The organism is Pseudomonas orientalis (assembly GCF_001439815.1).
In the GTDB taxonomy this organism is placed as follows: domain Bacteria; phylum Pseudomonadota; class Gammaproteobacteria; order Pseudomonadales; family Pseudomonadaceae; genus Aquipseudomonas; species Aquipseudomonas orientalis.
Genome location: NZ_JYLM01000001.1, coordinates 44,891 through 62,016, shown reverse-complemented (window position 1 = coordinate 62,016; position 17,126 = coordinate 44,891). Strand labels below are relative to the sequence as shown.

Annotated in this window: 20 protein-coding genes, 1 tRNA gene and 2 pseudogenes; 9 read left to right on the top strand and 14 right to left on the bottom strand. The window is 58.5% G+C overall.

Going from position 1 to position 17,126, the window contains the following annotated elements; all coding sequences use genetic code 11:
- Positions 1-50 precede the first annotated feature (50 nt).
- The 3 genes from TU82_RS00325 to TU82_RS00315 all read left to right on the top strand — a co-directional run bounded on the left by TU82_RS00325 (position 51) and on the right by TU82_RS00315 (position 2,375).
- Entirely contained in the window at positions 51-629 is a 579-nt protein-coding gene (locus TU82_RS00325; protein ID WP_057721163.1) for a DUF4337 domain-containing protein, read from the top strand.
- Between the two features lie 301 nt (positions 630-930).
- Positions 931-1,266, top strand: coding sequence for a hypothetical protein (locus tag TU82_RS00320; protein ID WP_057721162.1), 336 nt, complete (start codon positions 931-933; stop codon positions 1,264-1,266).
- A gap of 68 nt (positions 1,267-1,334) precedes the next feature.
- Positions 1,335-2,375, top strand: coding sequence for a DMT family transporter (locus TU82_RS00315; RefSeq protein ID WP_057721161.1), 1,041 nt, complete (start codon positions 1,335-1,337; stop codon positions 2,373-2,375).
- Between the two features lie 56 nt (positions 2,376-2,431).
- Here the strand turns inward: TU82_RS00315 and TU82_RS00310 are convergent, their stop codons facing one another.
- Positions 2,432-2,890 carry a DUF2442 domain-containing protein gene (locus TU82_RS00310; RefSeq protein ID WP_057721160.1) on the bottom strand — a complete coding sequence of 153 codons (459 nt, stop codon included), beginning with the start codon at positions 2,888-2,890 and terminating at the stop codon, positions 2,432-2,434.
- A gap of 3 nt (positions 2,891-2,893) precedes the next feature.
- On the bottom strand, positions 2,894-3,223 hold the full coding sequence (locus tag TU82_RS00305) for a DUF4160 domain-containing protein (RefSeq protein WP_057721159.1): 330 nt from the start codon (positions 3,221-3,223) through the stop codon (positions 2,894-2,896).
- 315 nt (positions 3,224-3,538) lie between these two features.
- Here TU82_RS00305 and TU82_RS00300 point away from each other — a divergent pair, with 315 nt between their 5' ends.
- Both TU82_RS00300 and TU82_RS27415 read left to right on the top strand, forming a co-directional pair.
- Positions 3,539-3,808, top strand: coding sequence for a hypothetical protein (locus tag TU82_RS00300; RefSeq protein WP_057721158.1), 270 nt, complete (start codon positions 3,539-3,541; stop codon positions 3,806-3,808).
- A 130-nt stretch (positions 3,809-3,938) separates the two neighbouring features.
- The gene (locus TU82_RS27415; RefSeq protein WP_082631938.1) at positions 3,939-4,313 is read left to right on the top strand and encodes a cytochrome c; all 375 of its coding nucleotides are present in this window, start codon (positions 3,939-3,941) and stop codon (positions 4,311-4,313) included.
- Positions 4,314-4,496: 183 nt separating this feature from the next.
- Here the strand turns inward: TU82_RS27415 and TU82_RS00295 are convergent.
- Positions 4,497-4,586 (bottom strand) — tRNA-Ser (locus tag TU82_RS00295).
- Between the two features lie 320 nt (positions 4,587-4,906).
- On the opposite strand from TU82_RS00295, the gene TU82_RS00290 reads away from it, so the two are divergent.
- The 3 genes from TU82_RS00290 to TU82_RS00280 all read left to right on the top strand — a co-directional run bounded on the left by TU82_RS00290 (position 4,907) and on the right by TU82_RS00280 (position 7,581).
- Positions 4,907-5,599, top strand: coding sequence for a crotonase/enoyl-CoA hydratase family protein (locus TU82_RS00290; protein ID WP_057721157.1), 693 nt, complete (start codon positions 4,907-4,909; stop codon positions 5,597-5,599).
- A gap of 213 nt (positions 5,600-5,812) precedes the next feature.
- Positions 5,813-6,535 (top strand): lysophospholipid acyltransferase family protein, encoded by a 723-nt coding sequence (locus TU82_RS00285; RefSeq protein ID WP_057721156.1) that lies wholly within the window; start codon positions 5,813-5,815, stop codon positions 6,533-6,535.
- A gap of 74 nt (positions 6,536-6,609) precedes the next feature.
- Positions 6,610-7,581, top strand: a complete 972-nt coding sequence (locus TU82_RS00280) for a magnesium and cobalt transport protein CorA (protein WP_057721881.1) — start codon at positions 6,610-6,612, stop codon at positions 7,579-7,581.
- Here TU82_RS00280 and TU82_RS00275 read toward each other — a convergent pair.
- The 3 genes and pseudogenes from TU82_RS00275 to TU82_RS29045 form a co-directional block, all read right to left on the bottom strand.
- A complete protein-coding gene (locus TU82_RS00275) occupies positions 7,559-8,290 on the bottom strand; it encodes an amidotransferase (protein WP_057721155.1) in 732 nt (243 codons plus the stop codon). The genes TU82_RS00280 and TU82_RS00275 overlap by 23 nt on opposite strands.
- A 90-nt stretch (positions 8,291-8,380) precedes the next feature.
- A pseudogene (locus tag TU82_RS27410) lies at positions 8,381-8,682 on the bottom strand (3-hydroxyacyl-CoA dehydrogenase); the annotation flags it as partial.
- Positions 8,673-8,753 (bottom strand): annotated as a pseudogene (locus TU82_RS29045) (hypothetical protein); the annotation flags it as partial. The pseudogenes TU82_RS27410 and TU82_RS29045, both read right to left, overlap by 10 nt.
- Before the next feature lie 647 nt (positions 8,754-9,400).
- Here TU82_RS29045 and TU82_RS00270 point away from each other — a divergent pair.
- Positions 9,401-10,207 carry a c-type cytochrome gene (locus TU82_RS00270; protein ID WP_057721154.1) on the top strand — a complete coding sequence of 269 codons (807 nt, stop codon included), beginning with the start codon at positions 9,401-9,403 and terminating at the stop codon, positions 10,205-10,207.
- Between the two features lie 201 nt (positions 10,208-10,408).
- Here TU82_RS00270 and TU82_RS00265 read toward each other — a convergent pair whose 3' ends face one another.
- The 8 genes from TU82_RS00265 to TU82_RS00230 form a co-directional block, all read right to left on the bottom strand.
- The gene (locus TU82_RS00265; RefSeq protein WP_057721153.1) at positions 10,409-11,212 is read right to left on the bottom strand and encodes a transglutaminase family protein; all 804 of its coding nucleotides are present in this window, start codon (positions 11,210-11,212) and stop codon (positions 10,409-10,411) included.
- Positions 11,213-11,250: 38 nt separating this feature from the next.
- Positions 11,251-12,660 (bottom strand): circularly permuted type 2 ATP-grasp protein, encoded by a 1,410-nt coding sequence (locus TU82_RS00260; protein WP_057721152.1) that lies wholly within the window; start codon positions 12,658-12,660, stop codon positions 11,251-11,253.
- Between the two features lie 453 nt (positions 12,661-13,113).
- Positions 13,114-13,455, bottom strand: coding sequence for a ribonuclease E inhibitor RraB (locus TU82_RS00255; RefSeq protein WP_057721151.1), 342 nt, complete (start codon positions 13,453-13,455; stop codon positions 13,114-13,116).
- A 210-nt stretch (positions 13,456-13,665) separates the two neighbouring features.
- Positions 13,666-13,926: a hypothetical protein gene (locus TU82_RS00250; RefSeq protein ID WP_057721150.1), complete on the bottom strand. Its 261-nt coding sequence runs from the start codon at positions 13,924-13,926 to the stop codon at positions 13,666-13,668.
- 79 nt (positions 13,927-14,005) lie between these two features.
- Complete coding sequence (locus TU82_RS00245) at positions 14,006-14,611, bottom strand: START domain-containing protein (protein WP_057721149.1); 606 nt, start codon at positions 14,609-14,611, stop codon at positions 14,006-14,008.
- 41 nt (positions 14,612-14,652) lie between these two features.
- Entirely contained in the window at positions 14,653-14,907 is a 255-nt protein-coding gene (locus TU82_RS00240; protein WP_057721148.1) for a YkgJ family cysteine cluster protein, read from the bottom strand.
- Positions 14,908-15,067: 160 nt separating this feature from the next.
- Positions 15,068-15,559: a hypothetical protein gene (locus tag TU82_RS00235; RefSeq protein ID WP_057721147.1), complete on the bottom strand. Its 492-nt coding sequence runs from the start codon at positions 15,557-15,559 to the stop codon at positions 15,068-15,070.
- Between the two features lie 93 nt (positions 15,560-15,652).
- Positions 15,653-17,092: an aminotransferase-like domain-containing protein gene (locus TU82_RS00230; protein ID WP_057721146.1), complete on the bottom strand. Its 1,440-nt coding sequence runs from the start codon at positions 17,090-17,092 to the stop codon at positions 15,653-15,655.
- Between the last annotated feature and the right edge of the window lie 34 nt (positions 17,093-17,126).

The following is a 17,126-nucleotide window of genomic DNA, read 5'->3' as shown; positions in this document are numbered from 1 at the left end:
AGCCGCACTGTTGAAGAATCAGGCTCCCCTGCCTTTTCATAGACGCCGCCATGTCCGAAGCCTTCGAAGTCCCCAGCCCCCACGAAAAACACCTCGAGCACACCACCGAACAGGCCCACCGCCAAGGTGACACCTTCGCCAGTCGTATCGCGGTGATGACCGCCATCATGGCCACCGTTGGCGCCATGCTCAGCTACCAGGCCGGCTCCAGCGAAAGCGAGGCGGCGATGGACAAGAACAACGCCGCGATCATCAAGACCGAAGCCGCCAACCAGTGGAATTACTACCAGGCCAAATCCAGCCGGCAGAACCTGGCGGAACTGGCCACGCATATTCCCGGCGTGGACGCCGCGCACTACAACGACGAAATCCAGCGCTATAAAAGCCAGAAAGAAGACGTGCGCAAACAAGCCGAAAAGCTTGAAGCCACCTCTCTGGAATGGGACCGAAAATCCGAGGAAGCGCTGCACCAGCACCATCGCTGGGCCCAGGCGATGACGGCGATTCAGATCGCGATTTCGTTGGCGGCGATCACCTTGCTCACGCGCAAGGAGTGGCTCAAGCGTATGTCATACGCGGCTGGCGGTGTGGCCGTGGTGCTCGGCAGCCTGGCGTGGATGCATCTCTGACGGTGGGAGGGGGCTTGGCCTGATACCAGTCTGTGTAGGAGCGAGCTTGCTCGCGAAAAACGTCAACGATAACGCGTGCTTCCTGAATGAACGCGGTGCCTGCGCGCTTTTCGCGAGCAAGAACCAGGCGTCCCCCTCGCTCCTACAAAAAAGCCTTAACTGACTGGCATTAAGGCTTGCCCCGATGGCGGCCTGACTGTCGCCACGAAACCTTGGCTCGCTGATTTCAATCCGCCACCTGAGCGATTAAAGTGTCGCGCCTCGAGAATTGGATCTCGAGATTCAGTCCATGGAGTTTCTTGTGAAGTACGTCAGTAAAGTAGTTGCAGCAGCCGTTCTTGGTCTCACCCTGGCAGGTTGCACCGGCACCGCCATGAAAACCCAGCAATACGACGCCAGCCAATACACCGTACTCGGCCACAGCGAAGCCAGCGCCACCGGCATCATGCTGCTGGGCGTTATCCCGATCGGCCAGAACAGCCGCTTCGTGCGCGCTCAGGATGCAGCCATCAAGGCCAAAGGCGGCGACGCAATGATCAACACCCAAATCCAGGAAAAATGGTTCTGGGCCTGGGTACTCAACGGCTACACCACCAAGATCTCCGGTGATGTGATCAAGTTGAAAACCGCGCAATAAGTATCCGGCTGCCAGAGCGCAAAGCCTGGCAAGCGACGTATCATGGGCCTGACTCCAGAGGATGGCCCATGAACCTCAGTATTCTTTACGCCCTCGCGGCCGCCGCCCTGTTCGGCGCCAGCACCCCGCTCGCCAAAAGCCTCGGCCTGGGCCTCTCGCCCGTACTGCTCGCCGGCCTGCTCTACCTCGGCAGCGGCATCGGCCTGGCCGGCGTACGCCTGATCCGCGATCGCGGCTGGGCACCCACCGGGCTGACCCGTTCGGAATGGCCCTGGTTACTCGGCGCCATCGCCTTCGGCGGTATTCTCGGTCCCGTCGCCCTGATGTTCGGCATGACCCGCACCACAGGCGCCACCGCCTCGCTGATGCTCAATCTTGAATCGGTGCTCACCGCAGTGATCGCCTGGGTCGTCTTCAGGGAAAACGCAGACCGCCGCATCGTCCTCGGCATGCTCGCCATCGTGCTCGGCGGCGTGGCGTTGTCATGGACCGGCGTTGGCGGCGCCAGCCAGGATTGGACCGGCCCACTTGCCGTAGCGTTGGCCTGTTTGTGCTGGGGCATTGATAACAACCTGACGCGCAAGGTGTCCGCATCCGATGCGCTGTTTATCGCCGGCGCCAAGGGCCTGATTGCGGGGCTGGTCAATTGCAGCCTGGCGCTTTACCTCGGCGCGCAGGTTCCGGGCATCGCGCAACTGGCGCCTATCCTGGCGGTTGGGTTCCTGGGGTATGGGGTCAGCCTGGTCATGTTCGTGCTGGCGCTGCGTGGGCTGGGCAGCGCGCGCACCGGCGCCTACTTCTCGACGGCGCCCTTCCTCGGCGCCGCAGTGGCGTTGCTGGGTTTCGGAGAGTCCGTAACCGTGGCCTTCTGGATTGCCTCGGCGCTGATGGCCGTGGGGGTGTGGCTGCACCTGACGGAGCGACATGCCCATGAGCATCTGCATGACGCGACGGAACATGGGCATCGGCATGTGCATGATGAACATCATCAGCATGAACATGGGTTTAAGTGGGACCCGAAGGTGCCGCATAGTCATGTGCATGTACATGGGGTGATGAGGCATAGCCATGCGCATTTTCCGGATGTGCATCATCGGCATAGGCATTGAGAGGTGCCGCGAAAGCATCAGGGTGGCTCTGTTAGCCACCCTGTTTATAGGCCCATTTACGCGTGATGGCCCGTGTAGCCTTTATGCTCATACTCCCATCCCCTGCATGCCAACCCGACATGCTTGGGAATCAACGCAGCACCACTGCTGTACGCGGTGATAGTCCTACGCGAAAAGCCCAGTTCTACGGCAGCTGCAGAGAGAGACAAATTATTGCTGAGCATCCACTTTCTGAAATCCTGCGTCAGCATAACCTCGCCAGATTGTTCCAACGCCAAGCGGTGCAGCGTGACTGCGGACAGTTCGAGATCATTACCCCATGTCACGTCAAAACCCCATTCACCGACTTTCGCTTGACTGAATAGCGCCAAATCCAAGAGCGGCGTGAGAACAGTAAACGTACTTATATAATCGGCGAGATCGACAGTGTGTCGCTTACCGTTGTTCCACTCGATCTCTAACGCATGCTTGCCGGCAACTGGTTGCACAGCAGAAATGCGAAGCTTGCTGGTCATATGTCAGTCCCTCCGGTTTTGTTCATCCCATACCCGCTTAAGATCAGCGATATGAGCGCTTGCCCAAAGCAGGGCAGCTTTCAAAGCTTTCTTCTCGGCGCCTGTACCGAGCACAACAAGCCCTTCTATCTGAACCAGCGACTCACCCTCCGGTGTCTGCACATGAAAATGCGGCGGCGCGTGGTCGTCGGGATAGATTTTTATTTTCCAGTTTCGTTCACTGTGAAGGGTAGCCATGACGTCAAATGCTAGAGAAATATTTTCCCTAGCACAACCTTCAGGTTCGTTCTGCATCCCTAGCGCGGCTAAAAGCCGCGACCACAGCCCATTCATTTGGGCAACGTCCTACACGCCGCGCAGAAACGGGGGGCTCCCGTTTCAAAATTACGATGCCTATAGTCACTCGGTCACTCATAGGGTGACCGGGTTTGGCGACTCGACTATTAAGACGGCAAAAGCCTCCCGGCTGATTTGCGGGATGCCCCTGCACGCAATAAGCTGCTCAATGGTAGCTGTGCGTGGGAGACCTTCGGGTCTGCCGGTCTTTGTCCGTTCTTAATGCCGGTTCGCCAACCTGCGTACAGTTGCCACCTTTTGTTTGGCGACAAAAAGGTGGCTCATACCCCACAAAACGAACGGACATAACGCATGAATCAATTCATAGCCCTGACCAACAACGACAGCGCCACCCCTGCTCTTTTTGTCGACACCACCGCGCCGCTGGAAATACTTCTCGACGCTGCAACCTATCGACTTCGCGCCGTTACCCAGGTCCTTGAGAACCTCGCACTACGCAGTGACATCAGCAGTGATGCTGTCGTACTCAGCGATTTTGCACTGCTGTGCTCAATACCATTGCGCGACGGATGCGATTTGCTGGACGTCATTGGGCGGCGGATGGATATGCCTTGCGCCTGACCTAGATCGCCACATTTTCAAACCGCAGAAATAACAAAACCCCTGATTTTTCGCAAAATCAGGGGTTTGTTTTACTTTTCAGCTCAAGGTGCAGAAAATCAAGACTCGCCCATCGGTTAAACCTATAAAAATGAAAGCCTTATACATCTCCATGCTTCTAGTTCTACTGTCTTACACCACGCTATCTGTCGCAGACAATACCAATGGCAAAACCCTTTATTTGCAAAGGTGCGCCATGTGCCACGGAGCCGATATCAAAGGCACGGGGCCGCTGGCGACTAAAAGCACCCCGCCTACGCCTGATCTCACAACGCCTACATTCAAAAAGCGGCTGCATGATTATCCCGGCGTTATCGTGTCGTCGATAATCCTTCGTCCAAATGGAGACTTGATTCCGAAAACCTTGCGGGAGAATGGCGTGAAGCTGCCGCCGCACGCCTGGAGCGTTAAGGACTTTCGCGATTTGAATGAATATATGGGTGGTGTCATCTCAAAAAGCCGATGACTTACCCGTCTGCAAGCGCTTCGATCAGCAGCGTTTCAAGTTGCCTGGGACACTCTCGTCAGTAACACGGCCCCAAAAGCCCCGTGCTCCCATTACTGTTCCCATACACCTATTTTTTAGACGCCAGAAACCACAAACCCCCGGCTTTCTCTAGGAAAACCGGGGGTTTGTGTTTACTTAATGTGGCGGTGAAGGAGAGATTCGAACTCTCGATACAATTTCTTGTATACACACTTTCCAGGCGTGCTCCTTAAGCCACTCGGACACTTCACCGTATCTCGGCAAACCAGTTCAGTCTGTCGAGGCGCGCTAATGTAGTCGAAAGCCTTTCTGATGGCAAAGGTTTTTTTCAGAATTTTCATGCGCTTAGACGGGTATGCCGGAACGGGCTCTGTGGGCGGTGATGATTGTGCCAATCTCAGGCATGGATCGGGATGGTCTACGCTGGCTGTTGTGCCCTGCTTCAGGCGCTGTGCTGCCGGTTGTGAAGCAAAAGCCTGACTGGGCAGTCAGTCACGGCGCTTTACCCGCGCGGGCGCTGTGGGTAACGTCTGCTGCATTCTTCTATAACAATCCCTATAAGGAATCGCGTCATGAGTGAGTTGATTGCCTACCACCTCGAAGACGGTATCGCGACCCTGACCCTGAGCAACGGCAAGGTGAATGCCATTTCTCCAGACGTGGTCAGTGCGTTCAATGCGGCGCTGGATCAGGCGGAGAAGGATCGGGCAGTGGTGGTCATCACGGGCACGCCGGGGATTCTGTCGGGTGGTTATGATTTGAAGGTGATGACGGCCGGCCCCAAAGAGGCCATCGGCCTGGTGACGTCCGGCTCGACGCTGGCGCGTCGTCTGTTGTCGCATCCGTTCCCGGTGATCGTGGCTTGCCCTGGGCATGCGGTGGCCAAGGGGGCATTTCTGCTGCTGTCGGCGGATTATCGAATTGGGGTTGAAGGGCCGTTCAGCATTGGCCTGAATGAAGTGGCGATCGGCATGACCATGCACCACGCCGGGATCGAGTTGGCGCGGGATCGTCTGCGCAAGTCGGCGTTTCATCGCTCGGTGATCAATGCCGAGATGTTTGACCCGCAAGGCGCATTGCAAGCGGGTTTCCTCGACAAGGTGGTGGCTCCGGAAGAATTGCACGCGGCGGCATTGGAAGCGGCGCGGCAGTTGAAGAAGATCAATATGAACGCGCACAAGCACACCAAGTTGAAAGTGCGTAAAGCGCTGCTGGAGGCGTTGGACGATGCGATTATCCAGGACCAGGGCCACAGCCTGATTTAACAGGCTACACGTGCTGTACCGAAGCCCGACATTGAGTCGGGCTTTTTCTTAAAGCCCAAGCCGAAACAGCCTGCGCCGCTCTAGATAGGCTTTATCGGCCGATGTTGAAACATGCGCTTAAACATCGCCTATCTCCTACGTCTGTAGGGGCAATTGCCGAATACAGTGCACATCCGTACACTGCGCCACCTTTTGTCCCGACAGGCTGTTTCGATGCTTTTTCTGTTACGTATGTTGTTGATGGGCCTGCACTTTATGCTCGCTGGGGTATTGGGCGTGCTCGTAGGGGTGTGCCGGCCGTTCAATCCGGACAACAGTCGCCTTTGCGCCCGCCTCTATGCACTGCCCGCCATGTGGATACTGCGCCTGAAGTTAAGGACGGATATCGACTCGCTGCGCAACAAGCCTGGCGCCTGCGTGGTGATCGCCAACCATCAGTCCAACTACGATCTGTTTGTGCTCGGCACCGTGGTGCCGCACCGCACGGTGTGCATCGCCAAGAAAAGCCTGAAATGGGTGCCGTTGTTCGGCCAGTTGTTCTGGCTGGCCGGCAATGTGTTGATCGACCGCGGCAATGCGCACAAGGCACGCCGGGCCATGCTCACCACCACCCGGACCCTGCAGCATGAAGACACCTCCATCTGGGTATTTCCGGAAGGTACGCGCAACCTGGGCAAAGGTCTGTTGCCGTTCAAAAAGGGCGCGTTCCATATGGCGATTGCGGCGGGTGTGCCGATCGTGCAGGTGTGTGTCAGTAACTACGTCACGCATATGCGCCTTGATCGCTGGAACAGTGGGGAGGTGCTCATACGTTCGTTGGCGCCAATTCCTACTGTGGGGATGACGGCGGACGACGTTCCGACGCTGATGAAGGCATGTCAGGCGCAGATGGACGCGTGCATTGCGCAAATGGATCGCGCGCTGCAAAGCGCTTGAACGATCACTCCAGGGAACGCCATTCACGCTAAGCTGCCCAACATCTGTCCTCTTGATAAGAAGTGATCAGCACCATGGGTAGAGTCGTTGCGGCCGCCGTCTACAGCGCCGGAAAGAAAGTCACGGATATCACCCTCGACGAAGGTGCGGCCTGGGCCGCCAAACCCGGCCACTTCGTATGGATCGGCCTGGAAGAGCCCAGCGCTCAGGAACTGAACAACCTGCAACGCCAGTTCAACCTGCATGAACTGGCGATCGAAGACGCCATGGAAAAGCACAGCCGCCCGAAGCTGGAAACCTTCGGCGACGCGCTGTTTATCGTCACGTACTCACCGGTGCGCGAGAACGGCAAGCTGGAGTTTATCGAGACCCATATCTTCGCCGGCAATGGCTACATCATCACCGCCCGCAACGGGCATTCGGCGTCCTACGGTTTTGTGCGCCAGCGCTGTGAGGCGCGTCCGTTGTTGCTGGAGCATGGGGAAGATTTCGTACTCTATGCCCTGCTGGATTTCGTCACCGAAAACTACCAGCCGGTCAGCGAAGCGATCCACGCCGAGATCGATGAACTGGAGCGCAATGTGCTGTGCAGTTCCCTGAGCGAGCGCGACATCCAGAACCTTCACGGGCTGCGCCGCGATGTGCTGCGGCTCAAGCGTTATGTGGCGCCGATGGTGGAGATCAGCCAGGAGTTGCAGAAGCTGAGCTTCCCGTTTATCGACAAGAACATGCGCCCGTATTTCCGTGACGTGCAGATCCACGTCACGCGGCAGATGGAAGACCTGACGACCCTGCGCGACATTGCCAGCCAGACCATCGAGATCGGCGTGCTGCTGGAGGCTTCGCGCCAGAGTGTGGTGCAGCGCAAGTTCGCCGCCTGGGCGGCGATCCTCGCGTTCCCCACGGCGGTGGCGGGGATTTATGGGATGAATTTCCAGAACATGCCCGAGCTGCAATGGCACTACGGCTACTTTGCAGTGCTCGGGTTTATTGCGGTGGGCTGCACCAGCCTGTGGGCGAGTTTCAAACGGTCGGGGTGGCTTTAGAATTGTGCGCCACAAAGCGCATCATCCATTGCGCCACGGTCGCACCGTGGTGGTCGCGCTCAAGGCTGGCCACGCCGTTGGTGTAGACCTTTTCGCCCAGGGTTGTCTGAAGAATCTCCAGCAGTTCGCGGGAATAGTCCTGAACAAATTCCGGATGGCCCTGGAAGCACAGCACCTGGTCACCGATGTGATACGCCGCGATGGGGCAAAACTCACTGGAGGCGATGACCGTGGCATTGTCCGGCAAGGTGGTGACCTGGTCCTGATGGCTGATCAACAGCGTCAGCTGCGGTACTTCAGGGCTCATCCACGGTGCCTTGGCATTGAGCTTGTAATCGTGGATGCCCATGCCCCAACCCTGGCTGGCGCGTTCGGTCTTGCCGCCGAGCAGCAGCGCCAGTAACTGATGGCCGAAGCAGATACCCAGCAGCTTGTCGCCGCGTTCATAGCGCTGGAGCACGTAGGCCTTGAGGGTTTGGATCCACGGGTCGGTGCCGAACGAGTCGGCCTTGCTGCCGGTGATCAGGTACGCGTCAAACACTTCGTCATCCGGCGGGTATTCACCCTGCACCACGTTGTACACCACAAACTCGGCGGCAATCGGCTGCTTGGCGAACAGGCGCTTGAACATCTGCCCGTAGCCTTGGTACTGATCAATCAGGCCCGGACGCAGGATATCGGTTTCCAGGATGCACACGCGTAGCGACATAAAAAATACCTGACACGGCGATGGGAATATTGAACAGCCAGAGCGTGCCTTGAAATACACCTTCAAGGCAAGCGCCCTCCCACATTTCGATCAGCTGAACATCTCGCCCTGTGCCGCTTTCTCCAGCAACAACACCGGTGGCGCGAAGCGCTCCCCGTATTCTCAGCCAGATAGCGGGCTCGGGCGACAAAATCGTTCAGGCCGTACTGGTTGATAAATTGCAGCGCCCCGCCACTCCACGCCGCAAAGCCAATGCCGAAGATCGATCCAATATTGGCGTCGGCTGTGGACATCAACACGCCCTCCTCCACACAGCGCACGGTTTCGATGGCCTGGATAAACAACAAGCGGTCGCGCACGTTCTGGGGCGAAATCTGTTTATCTTGACGCTGTACAGGGCGCCGTCGGCCTTGCCCTTGCCACGGGGTGTGCGTATCGCGTCAAAGATCAAAGCTTGGGTCATGATGTCTTCGAACCACAATGGGCGTATGCCCTTACCTTAGGCCCGATTGACACGGTTTCAATGACGGATGCGCTCAATGCTTTTGACCCCCTCGCTCGGACGAACGGTAGGCAGCTATGGGAAACCCCGGGTTAATCGTTTTAGCTGTCTAGCCTTGGGGTTGGCGCCAAGATGGCACTAAGCCTCATGCCGTTTTAAGCAGAAAACGTGCTGAGTTGATATGAAATGGATCTATGCGCCGAAGAACGAGGGCTCTAAGGTTGAATCTGTAAGAGACTGCTGCCGGGTTTTGCTGGAGCGGTTGTAAGAAAAGTGTCACGCCAGATCGCGATACTGGATTAACCGGCACGCATTTGACGCTCAGGAATAACAACAAAAGGCAGTCAGCCATGTTCAAGCATTCGAAAGTACGTCAGGCGGGACTTATTCTGTTCGCCACCACACTGATTCTGATCTTGCCCAATTTAACCAAGGTTATCGGGTGACCACGCGAGCGACCTGTTGCGTGCCCCCACAGCATCGGGACTGCAGCTTTTGGCAGCACCTGCCGGGATATTGCCAATAGCGGTCCCGTTGCGGGGGCTGTCTTTTTGCGTGCGGATTTGCGCTATCGTGCCTTTCCCGCCACTTCGAACCCGGGCTCTCCTTTGAAATTGATCCTCGCCTTTGTTGCCCTGTTGCTGGCCCTGCCCGCCTGGGCGGCGCAACTGACCGTTGAACTGGACCACGCCAGCAAGACCTGGCAGACCTCGGACCTGCTCAAGCACCCCGACGCGCAGACGGTGCAGATCGTCGATGATGTTTCCTACAAACGCAGCATGACCTATCGTGCGGTGCCCTTGGCGGTCCTCCTACCGGGCCTGAAACCGGCAAGCCACCTGCAAGCCGTTGCCCTGGACGGTTTCGCCGCCGAACTCGCCGCCGCGCCGCTGTTGGAAAAAACCGGCGCCCGCGCCTGGCTGGCGGTGGAAGACCCGGCCCATCCCTGGCCCGCCCTGGCGCAAGGCAAACCGAGCGCCGGGCCGTTCTATCTGGTGTGGACCCACCCGCAGGCAGGGCACATCAGCCCTGAGCAGTGGCCGTTCCAGATCTCCAGCATCAAGCAGTTGCAGACGGTTGCCGAACGTTTCCCCGCCTTGTTACCCGACCCCAAGTTGCCGGCGGACGGCCCGGTCAATCAAGGCTTTGCGTTGTTTCAGAAGAACTGCCTGGCCTGCCATCGCCTTAATGGTGCCGGTGATGCACAGGTGGGGCCGGATCTGAATATTCCCTACAACCCCACCGAGTATTTCAGCGGCGATTTCCTCAAGCGTTACATCCGTGACCCGCAGAGCCTGCGGCGTTGGCCGCAGGCGAAGATGCCGGCGTTTGCGGCCAGCGTGTTGCCGGACAATGAGTTGGATCTGCTGGTGGGGTACTTGCAGCATATGGCGGGGCGCAAGCAGAAACCTTGAGGCTCGCGTAGATCCAATGTGGGAGGGGGCTTGCCCTACTACCCGTTGTAGGAGCGAGCTTGCTCGCGAAAAACTCACAGGCACCGCGCTCATTCAGAAAGCATGCGTTATTGTTGACGTTTTTCGCGAGCAAGCTCGCTCCTACAGACTACATTAGGGCAAGCCCCCTCCCACATTTTTGAACTGCATTTGGTCTTCAGATTATTGCTGTTGGACCGAAATCACCGGGGTCGGCGCCACGAACACCTTGGCATGCATCTGCTCATGCCCGCCCCCACGGCGCATGCCGCGTACCGGGCAGGCATCCAGATAGTCCAGGCCCACGGCCAGCTTCAGGTGCCGCTCCGGCCGGGCCAACTGGTTGGTCACATCAAAACTGTACCAGGCGTCATCCAGCCAGGCTTCGGCCCAGGCATGGCTGGCCAGGTGCGTAGTGTCTTCGGTGTACAAATAACCTGATACATAGCGCGCCGGAATCCCCAGGCTGCGCGCACAGGCCAGGAACGCATGGGTATGGTCCTGGCACACGCCCGCATGGCCGGCGAAGGCTTCGGCCGCGCAGGTGTCGACTTGGGTGGCGCCCGGCGTGTAGCGCATCGATTGGTTCAAGGCCTGCATCAGGTCGATCAGGGCCGTGCGGTCACGCCGCTGGTGGCAATGCTGCCGGGCAAAACCGCGCAAGGCTTCGTCGGGCTCGGTCAGGCGCGTGCAGCGCAGGAACGGAAAGGCCGACTGGGTCTCGTGCTCGGCCTCACGCAGCTCGTCGATATCCACCTGGCCACGGGCACCGATGATGATGCAGTCGTGAGGTTCGTCCAGGGTCAACACATGCAGGATGTTGCCGAACGGGTCCACTTGCGCCCGCACGGGGCGCGGCAGGTCGAGCTGCCAGCTGATCACCTGCTGGCGCTCGCTGTCGTGGGGCGTCAGGCGCAGATACTGGATGCTGGCGCGCACCTGGTCTTCGTAGCGGTAGGTGGTTTCGTGGCTGATGGAAAGTCTCATGCCGCCTCCATGTAGGAACAGTTTTCAATCGACATAGGTCAGTCCTCGACCACCCAGGTGTCTTTGGTACCACCGCCCTGGGACGAGTTGACCACCAGCGAACCTTCGAGCAGCGCCACGCGGGTCAGGCCACCGGGCACCACGCGAGTGTCCTTGCCGGACAGCACGAACGGGCGCAGGTCGATATGCCGCGGGGCGATGCCGTTTTCAACAAACGTCGGGCAGGTGGACAGACACAGGGTGGGTTGGGCGATGTAGGCGTGGGGCTTGGCCTTGATGCGTGCGCGGAAGGACTCGATTTGCGCCGTTGTGGACGCCGGGCCCACCAGCATGCCGTAGCCGCCGGAGCCTTGGGTTTCCTTGACCACCAACTCGGGCAAGTTGGCCAGTACGTGGGACAGTTCGTCGGGCTTACGGCATTGAAAGGTCGGAACGTTCTGCAGGATCGGTTCTTCATCCAGGTAAAAACGGATCATCTCGGTGACGAAGGGGTAGACCGATTTGTCGTCCGCCACCCCGGTGCCGATGGCATTGGCCAGCACCACATTGCCCGAGCGGTAGGCGGCCAGCAGGCCCGGTACACCGAGCATCGAGGCCGGGTTGAAGGCCAGCGGGTCGAGATACGCATCGTCGAGACGCCGATAGATCACGTCCACCGCTTTGGGACCGTCGGTGGTGCGCATGAATACGCGATCATCGCGCACGAACAAATCGGCGCCCTCCACCAGCTCCACGCCCATTTCCCGGGCGAGGAAGGCATGCTCGAAAAACGCACTGTTGAAGCGCCCCGGAGTCAGCACCACCACGCTGGGATTATCCAGAGGGCTGGCGCTTTTCAGGGTGTCGAGCAAGAGGTTGGGGTAATGATCAATCGGCGCAATGCGCTGGGCCGCAAACAGCTCGGGGAACAGGCGCATCATCATCTTGCGGTCTTCGAGCATGTAGCTGACACCGCTCGGCGTACGCAAGTTGTCCTCGAGTACGTAGTAAGTGCCATCGCCATCGCGAACCAGATCGACCCCGGAGATGTGGGAATACAGATCACGGTGCAGGTCCAGGCCCTGCATCGCCAACTGGTATTGCTCGTTGGCCAGTACCTGTTCGGCCGGAATGATCCCGGCCTTGATGATGCGTTGTTCGTGGTACAGATCGGCGAGGAACATGTTCAGCGCCTTGACCCGCTGGATACAGCCGCGCTCGACCGTTCGCCATTCACTTGCCGGGATGCTGCGGGGAATGGTGTCGAAGGGAATCAAGCGCTCAGTGCCTTGCTCGTCCCCGTAAAGCGTGAAGGTGATCCCTGCACGGTGGAACAGCAAGTCGGCCTCGCGCCGACGCTGGGCCAGCAATTCAGCCGGGGTGTCGGCCAGCCAACGGGCGAACTGGCGGTAATGGGGCCTGACCTGCCCTGCGCCATCGTACATTTCATCGTAATAAGTGCGGATCATGCCTTACTCCTTGTCACCCGGACGCAAGGACCTTCGCAAGGCCCGTGCCAGCGGCATAAACACTTTAAAATCAAACGGCTGGACAGCTCGGGAATTCTCATCGCACCGTCCTGGTGCGCGAAATGACCGACGACTCGCCGCACGCTTCATGGCAATGCGGCCTCTGACTATCAACAGCATAGTCAGAGTTGATTTCACTGCCTGCCTACACCTGCGGATAATCGTCCCCATCAGCTGAACAGGACATGTCCTACAGCTAAACCCTTTGCACAGCCAGTACTGTGTCAACTCGTGTACTGATCTGCTCCTTGATCTTCCCTTTCAGCCACCCTACTCGGGTGGCTTTTTTTTGGGTGCCCAAAAAGCGCGATGCACATGCCGAACACTTGCGGGGAGCCCAAACAAAATCGGCCGACCCAAAGGTCAGCCGATACGCTGTGTTGCTCATAAACGCTACATGGGTAACCCACGCACCTCCTGCTTGACGCCCCAGCCTTCGATGATCCCGCCAAGCGGCTCTACCACTGCCTCAAAGTCCTGCTCGAAGTCTCCTATACCGTCGTAGGTGGCGGACATGATTTTGCTCAGTTCCAGGTACCAGGCGCCATCGTCGCGGGCGCTGACCTGGGCGTTCAGCGATTCTCCACGAAATCGACCCGCCGCCCTGCGCGCCCGTTCTTCATCAGGAAAAATGGCGTAGAACTCGATGGGGTGAAAACGTGAGAAGTCGAAGCCGCCTTCTTTCATGCGGCGCAGAACGTTGGTGCTTATGTCTTCTTGATAGGCTGTGCTCATGAAACGTCCTCCTCAGACTGATGGATAGACTTTCCGTGCTTCCTGAAGCCCGCGCGCAGCTGGCGCGGGTACCACGGCAATGACCACCGCAGGAAAACAAGCATGTAGCTGACAAGACCAGACCTTAGCGAATCATTCGCTGATCTCGATTGCAGAGTAGCGCGAAGCAATCGCCTGCACCAGAGGTGCAAGAATGGCGTATAGGAATATTCAGGCGGCGGGTTCGACCCTGAGGTCTTTGATGCCATTTTGGTCGTGCAAGCTCTTGACCGTCGGATCGGGGACACGATCGGCAAGATCGTTGAGGTCCAGCTTTTCCAATACCGGTGACACGCGCACGCGCACCATCTGTGCAGCTTCTTCCAGCGTCGGCTCATGATCGCAGTCAAATTGCTCGACTACCGGCTCACCACGGTCATTGATGAAAGAAATGTTCCACTTCGGCATCGGTGCCTCCTCGATAAAACCCATGTGTGGGCTCACATCTATCTGGACCTTAAGGCTTCACCAAACGTTCCACTCAAGGCAGGAGGCACAGGATCAGCCGCATTTACTTCTCGGCGTGTTCCTTCAGGGCTTTCAAAGTGTTGAACGGCGCGTCCACCACAAACTTGTTGGCCAACCATGACGGCACGCTGCCGCCTGGCTCGGTGTGCACCTGATAGGTCACTTCGGTCTCGTTGGCGCCCTTGGGCACCAGCGTCCAGGCACCTTCCACCTGGGCAACCCGCACATAGCCTTTTTCCTCAGGCTTGTAGGCCGGCACACCCACCAGTTTGCGCGTCACGGTGCCGTCAGCGGACTTGGTGGTGGTCACATGGATGTAGGAATCACGGTCCGTCACCGGGAACGGCGCCTTGAACTGGGTATAGGTCCAGGCCTCATCGCCTTTCTTGTCGACGAGCTTTTGGGATTTGCACTCATGAATCCACTTGCAGGCACCCGCTACGTCCTCCTGCAGCGCAACGATCTTCGCCACTGGCGCCTTGATCACCGTCACCCCGCGATAGGCCTTGTACTTGGAACCGGCCACTTCGCTCAGGGACACCTTGATCCCGTCCTCGTCCTTGGCCACTTGCCAATCCTCGGCCTGGGCAGCGCCCGCGAACATCATTGTAAAACCGCATACCACAGCCATTCGTTTCAGCGAACCCATCGATGTATTCCTTATTGTTGAAGTTCCGATAGTAAAGCCCATCAAGCCGCCGTCATCTGCTCCCACCAGCCGATCAAGCGGATGGCATCGGCCTGATCATTGCCGCAGACGTCGATATCTGCCTTGAAATCGCTGCACACCGCCGGCCGCTCAGGTTGACCGAACAGTTGGCACAGGTGTTCGACCGACAAGTGCAGGCAGCGTTCTCCCGCAGGTTTGCCCTGGGGCATTCCCGGCAGCGGCGAACTGATGGAGGGAGCGATGCAGCAGGCGCCACAGCCTTCACGGCATTTCATGACCAGCAGGTCCTCGACGACTCAATGGGATGGCCGGGCTAGAGTACGCCCTTAAACAGCCGTTTTAAAATGGTCCAACAGGGGTTTTTCGTACAAAACACAAGTGACCGACCAGTCTGCGACAGATGGTCGGGAGCGTGAGTCACTGAGAGTCAGACGTTTATTGCTTGAATTCGAAATCCAGCGCAGCACCTTCCACGTCACGCCGCTCTTCGTTACGCAATTGCAGCTTCATCTCGTTGCTAAGCAAGCGGCCATTGATCTGGAATGCGCTGTTGTCGGAAGGTCTTTCACTGAACATCGGTGGCAATAGCGGCACGCTCTTGGGCTTGGGCATGGTGCCGATGGGTTGCAACAGCCTGACCATGTCCGATGGCAAAGACAGGTCCAACTGTGCCGGTGGCAGCTTGGTCTGGGCGACTTCGCGGGCGGACTTGGATTTGCTCGCTATCGGTGCGCGCTTTTTGGATTTGGCGGTTTTTTTCTTCGTCTGCGGCGCTTTCTTTACCGCGGCCGGCTTTTGCGCAGCGCTGTTCTGCTCGGTGCTTGCGGCAGGCGGGGATTGCGTGACGGGCGATGCCGCCAGCGCAGTGCCAACGTTGCACAGGCTTAACAAGCCAACCATCCAGACAGCGCGAAAAATAGAGGTCATATCGCCAACAGCATTAACGGCAGAAGGCCATATGCTCGCTTGTTGTGCGCGGCATGACAAGCACGCAGATCAATCTTGTCCCCATTGCCCCGCTCAAAAGCCCGACGCCGTCTCCTGGCACAACTGGCTGGCAAGCATGCCCAGGGTCATCAGCGCACGCTCTGCCTCGCGGTTCCACGGGGTGCCGCAATTGAGCCGGATACAGTGGTTGAACTGTTCCGTATTACTGAAAATCAGCCCCGGCGCGATACTGATGCCCTGTTGCAGGGCGCGCACGTGCAGTTCCTGGGTATTGACCCTTCCCGGCAAACTGACCCACAAAATAAAGCCGCCGGTGGGGCGGGTCATCTGGGTGCCTTCGGGGAAATGCTGCTGCACTGCCAGTTGGAAGGCGCTGAGGTTCTTGCGGTATTCCTGGCGAATGTAACGCAGGTGCCGGTCGTAACCGCCGTTCTCCAGGTAAGCGGCAACGCCCATCTGGGTGACGCTGCACGCCGAGTGGGTGCTGAACATCTGCAGGCGCTGGATTTCCTGCTGGTATTTGCCGGCGATCATCCAGCCGATGCGCACGCCGGGGGACAAGGTCTTGGAAAAACTCGAGCAATAGATGACCCGGTCAAGCCGGTCATAGGCTTTCAGGGCCTTGGTACGACCCAGTTCGAACATCAGCTCGCCGTAGATATCGTCCTCGACGATCTGGATATCGAAATCCGAGGCCAGGCGCAGCAACTGTTTCTGCCGCTCTTCGGGCATGGTGCCGCCCAACGGATTACTCAGGCGCGTGGTCAGCACCAGCGCCTTGATCGACCACTGGTTGGCAGCCAGTTGCAGGGCTTCCAGGCTCATGCCGGTGGCCGGGTCGCTGGGAATTTCGATGACCTTGAGGCCCAGCAGGTCGGCCAGTTGCAGCAAACCGTAATAGGTCGGTGACTCGGCGGCGATCAGGTCGCCGGGGCGGGTCAGCACGCGCAGAGACATCTGCAACGCGTCGACGCAGCCGTGGGTGATCACCACTTCGGAGGGGTCCACCACCACGCCGGCATCGCGCATGCGAATCGCCACCTGACGACGCAGCGGTTCAAACCCCGGGCTGAACATGTAGCTGAAAGCGCGCGGGCTCTGGAAGCGCGTGACCTTGGCCAGTTGCTGGTGCAACGCCCGTACCGGCAGGTAATCCACACTCGGCACCGCCGCGCCCAAGGGAAACACGCCTTCACGGCGCGATTCGACCAGCACTTGCTGGATGATGCTGCTGCGAGTGACCAGGCCCGGGCGTTCAACCCGCGCGATGTCCGGTGTTGGCGCCGTGAGTGCCGGTGTCTGGTGCACGTAATAGCCCGATTGCGGCCGCGCCCGGATCAGCCCCTGGTCTTCCAGGTTGGCATAGGCCTGCAATACCGTGGCATGGCTCACATTGAGCTGGGAGCTCATCTTGCGCACCGAGGGCACGCGCTCCCCCGGCTGATAGACACCACGTCGGATGTCCTCAGCCAGTTGCTGGGCAATACGTTGGTAGAGCAACAGATTGGTCATGACGCAGCACTCGATTTCACGGGCATTTTATTTT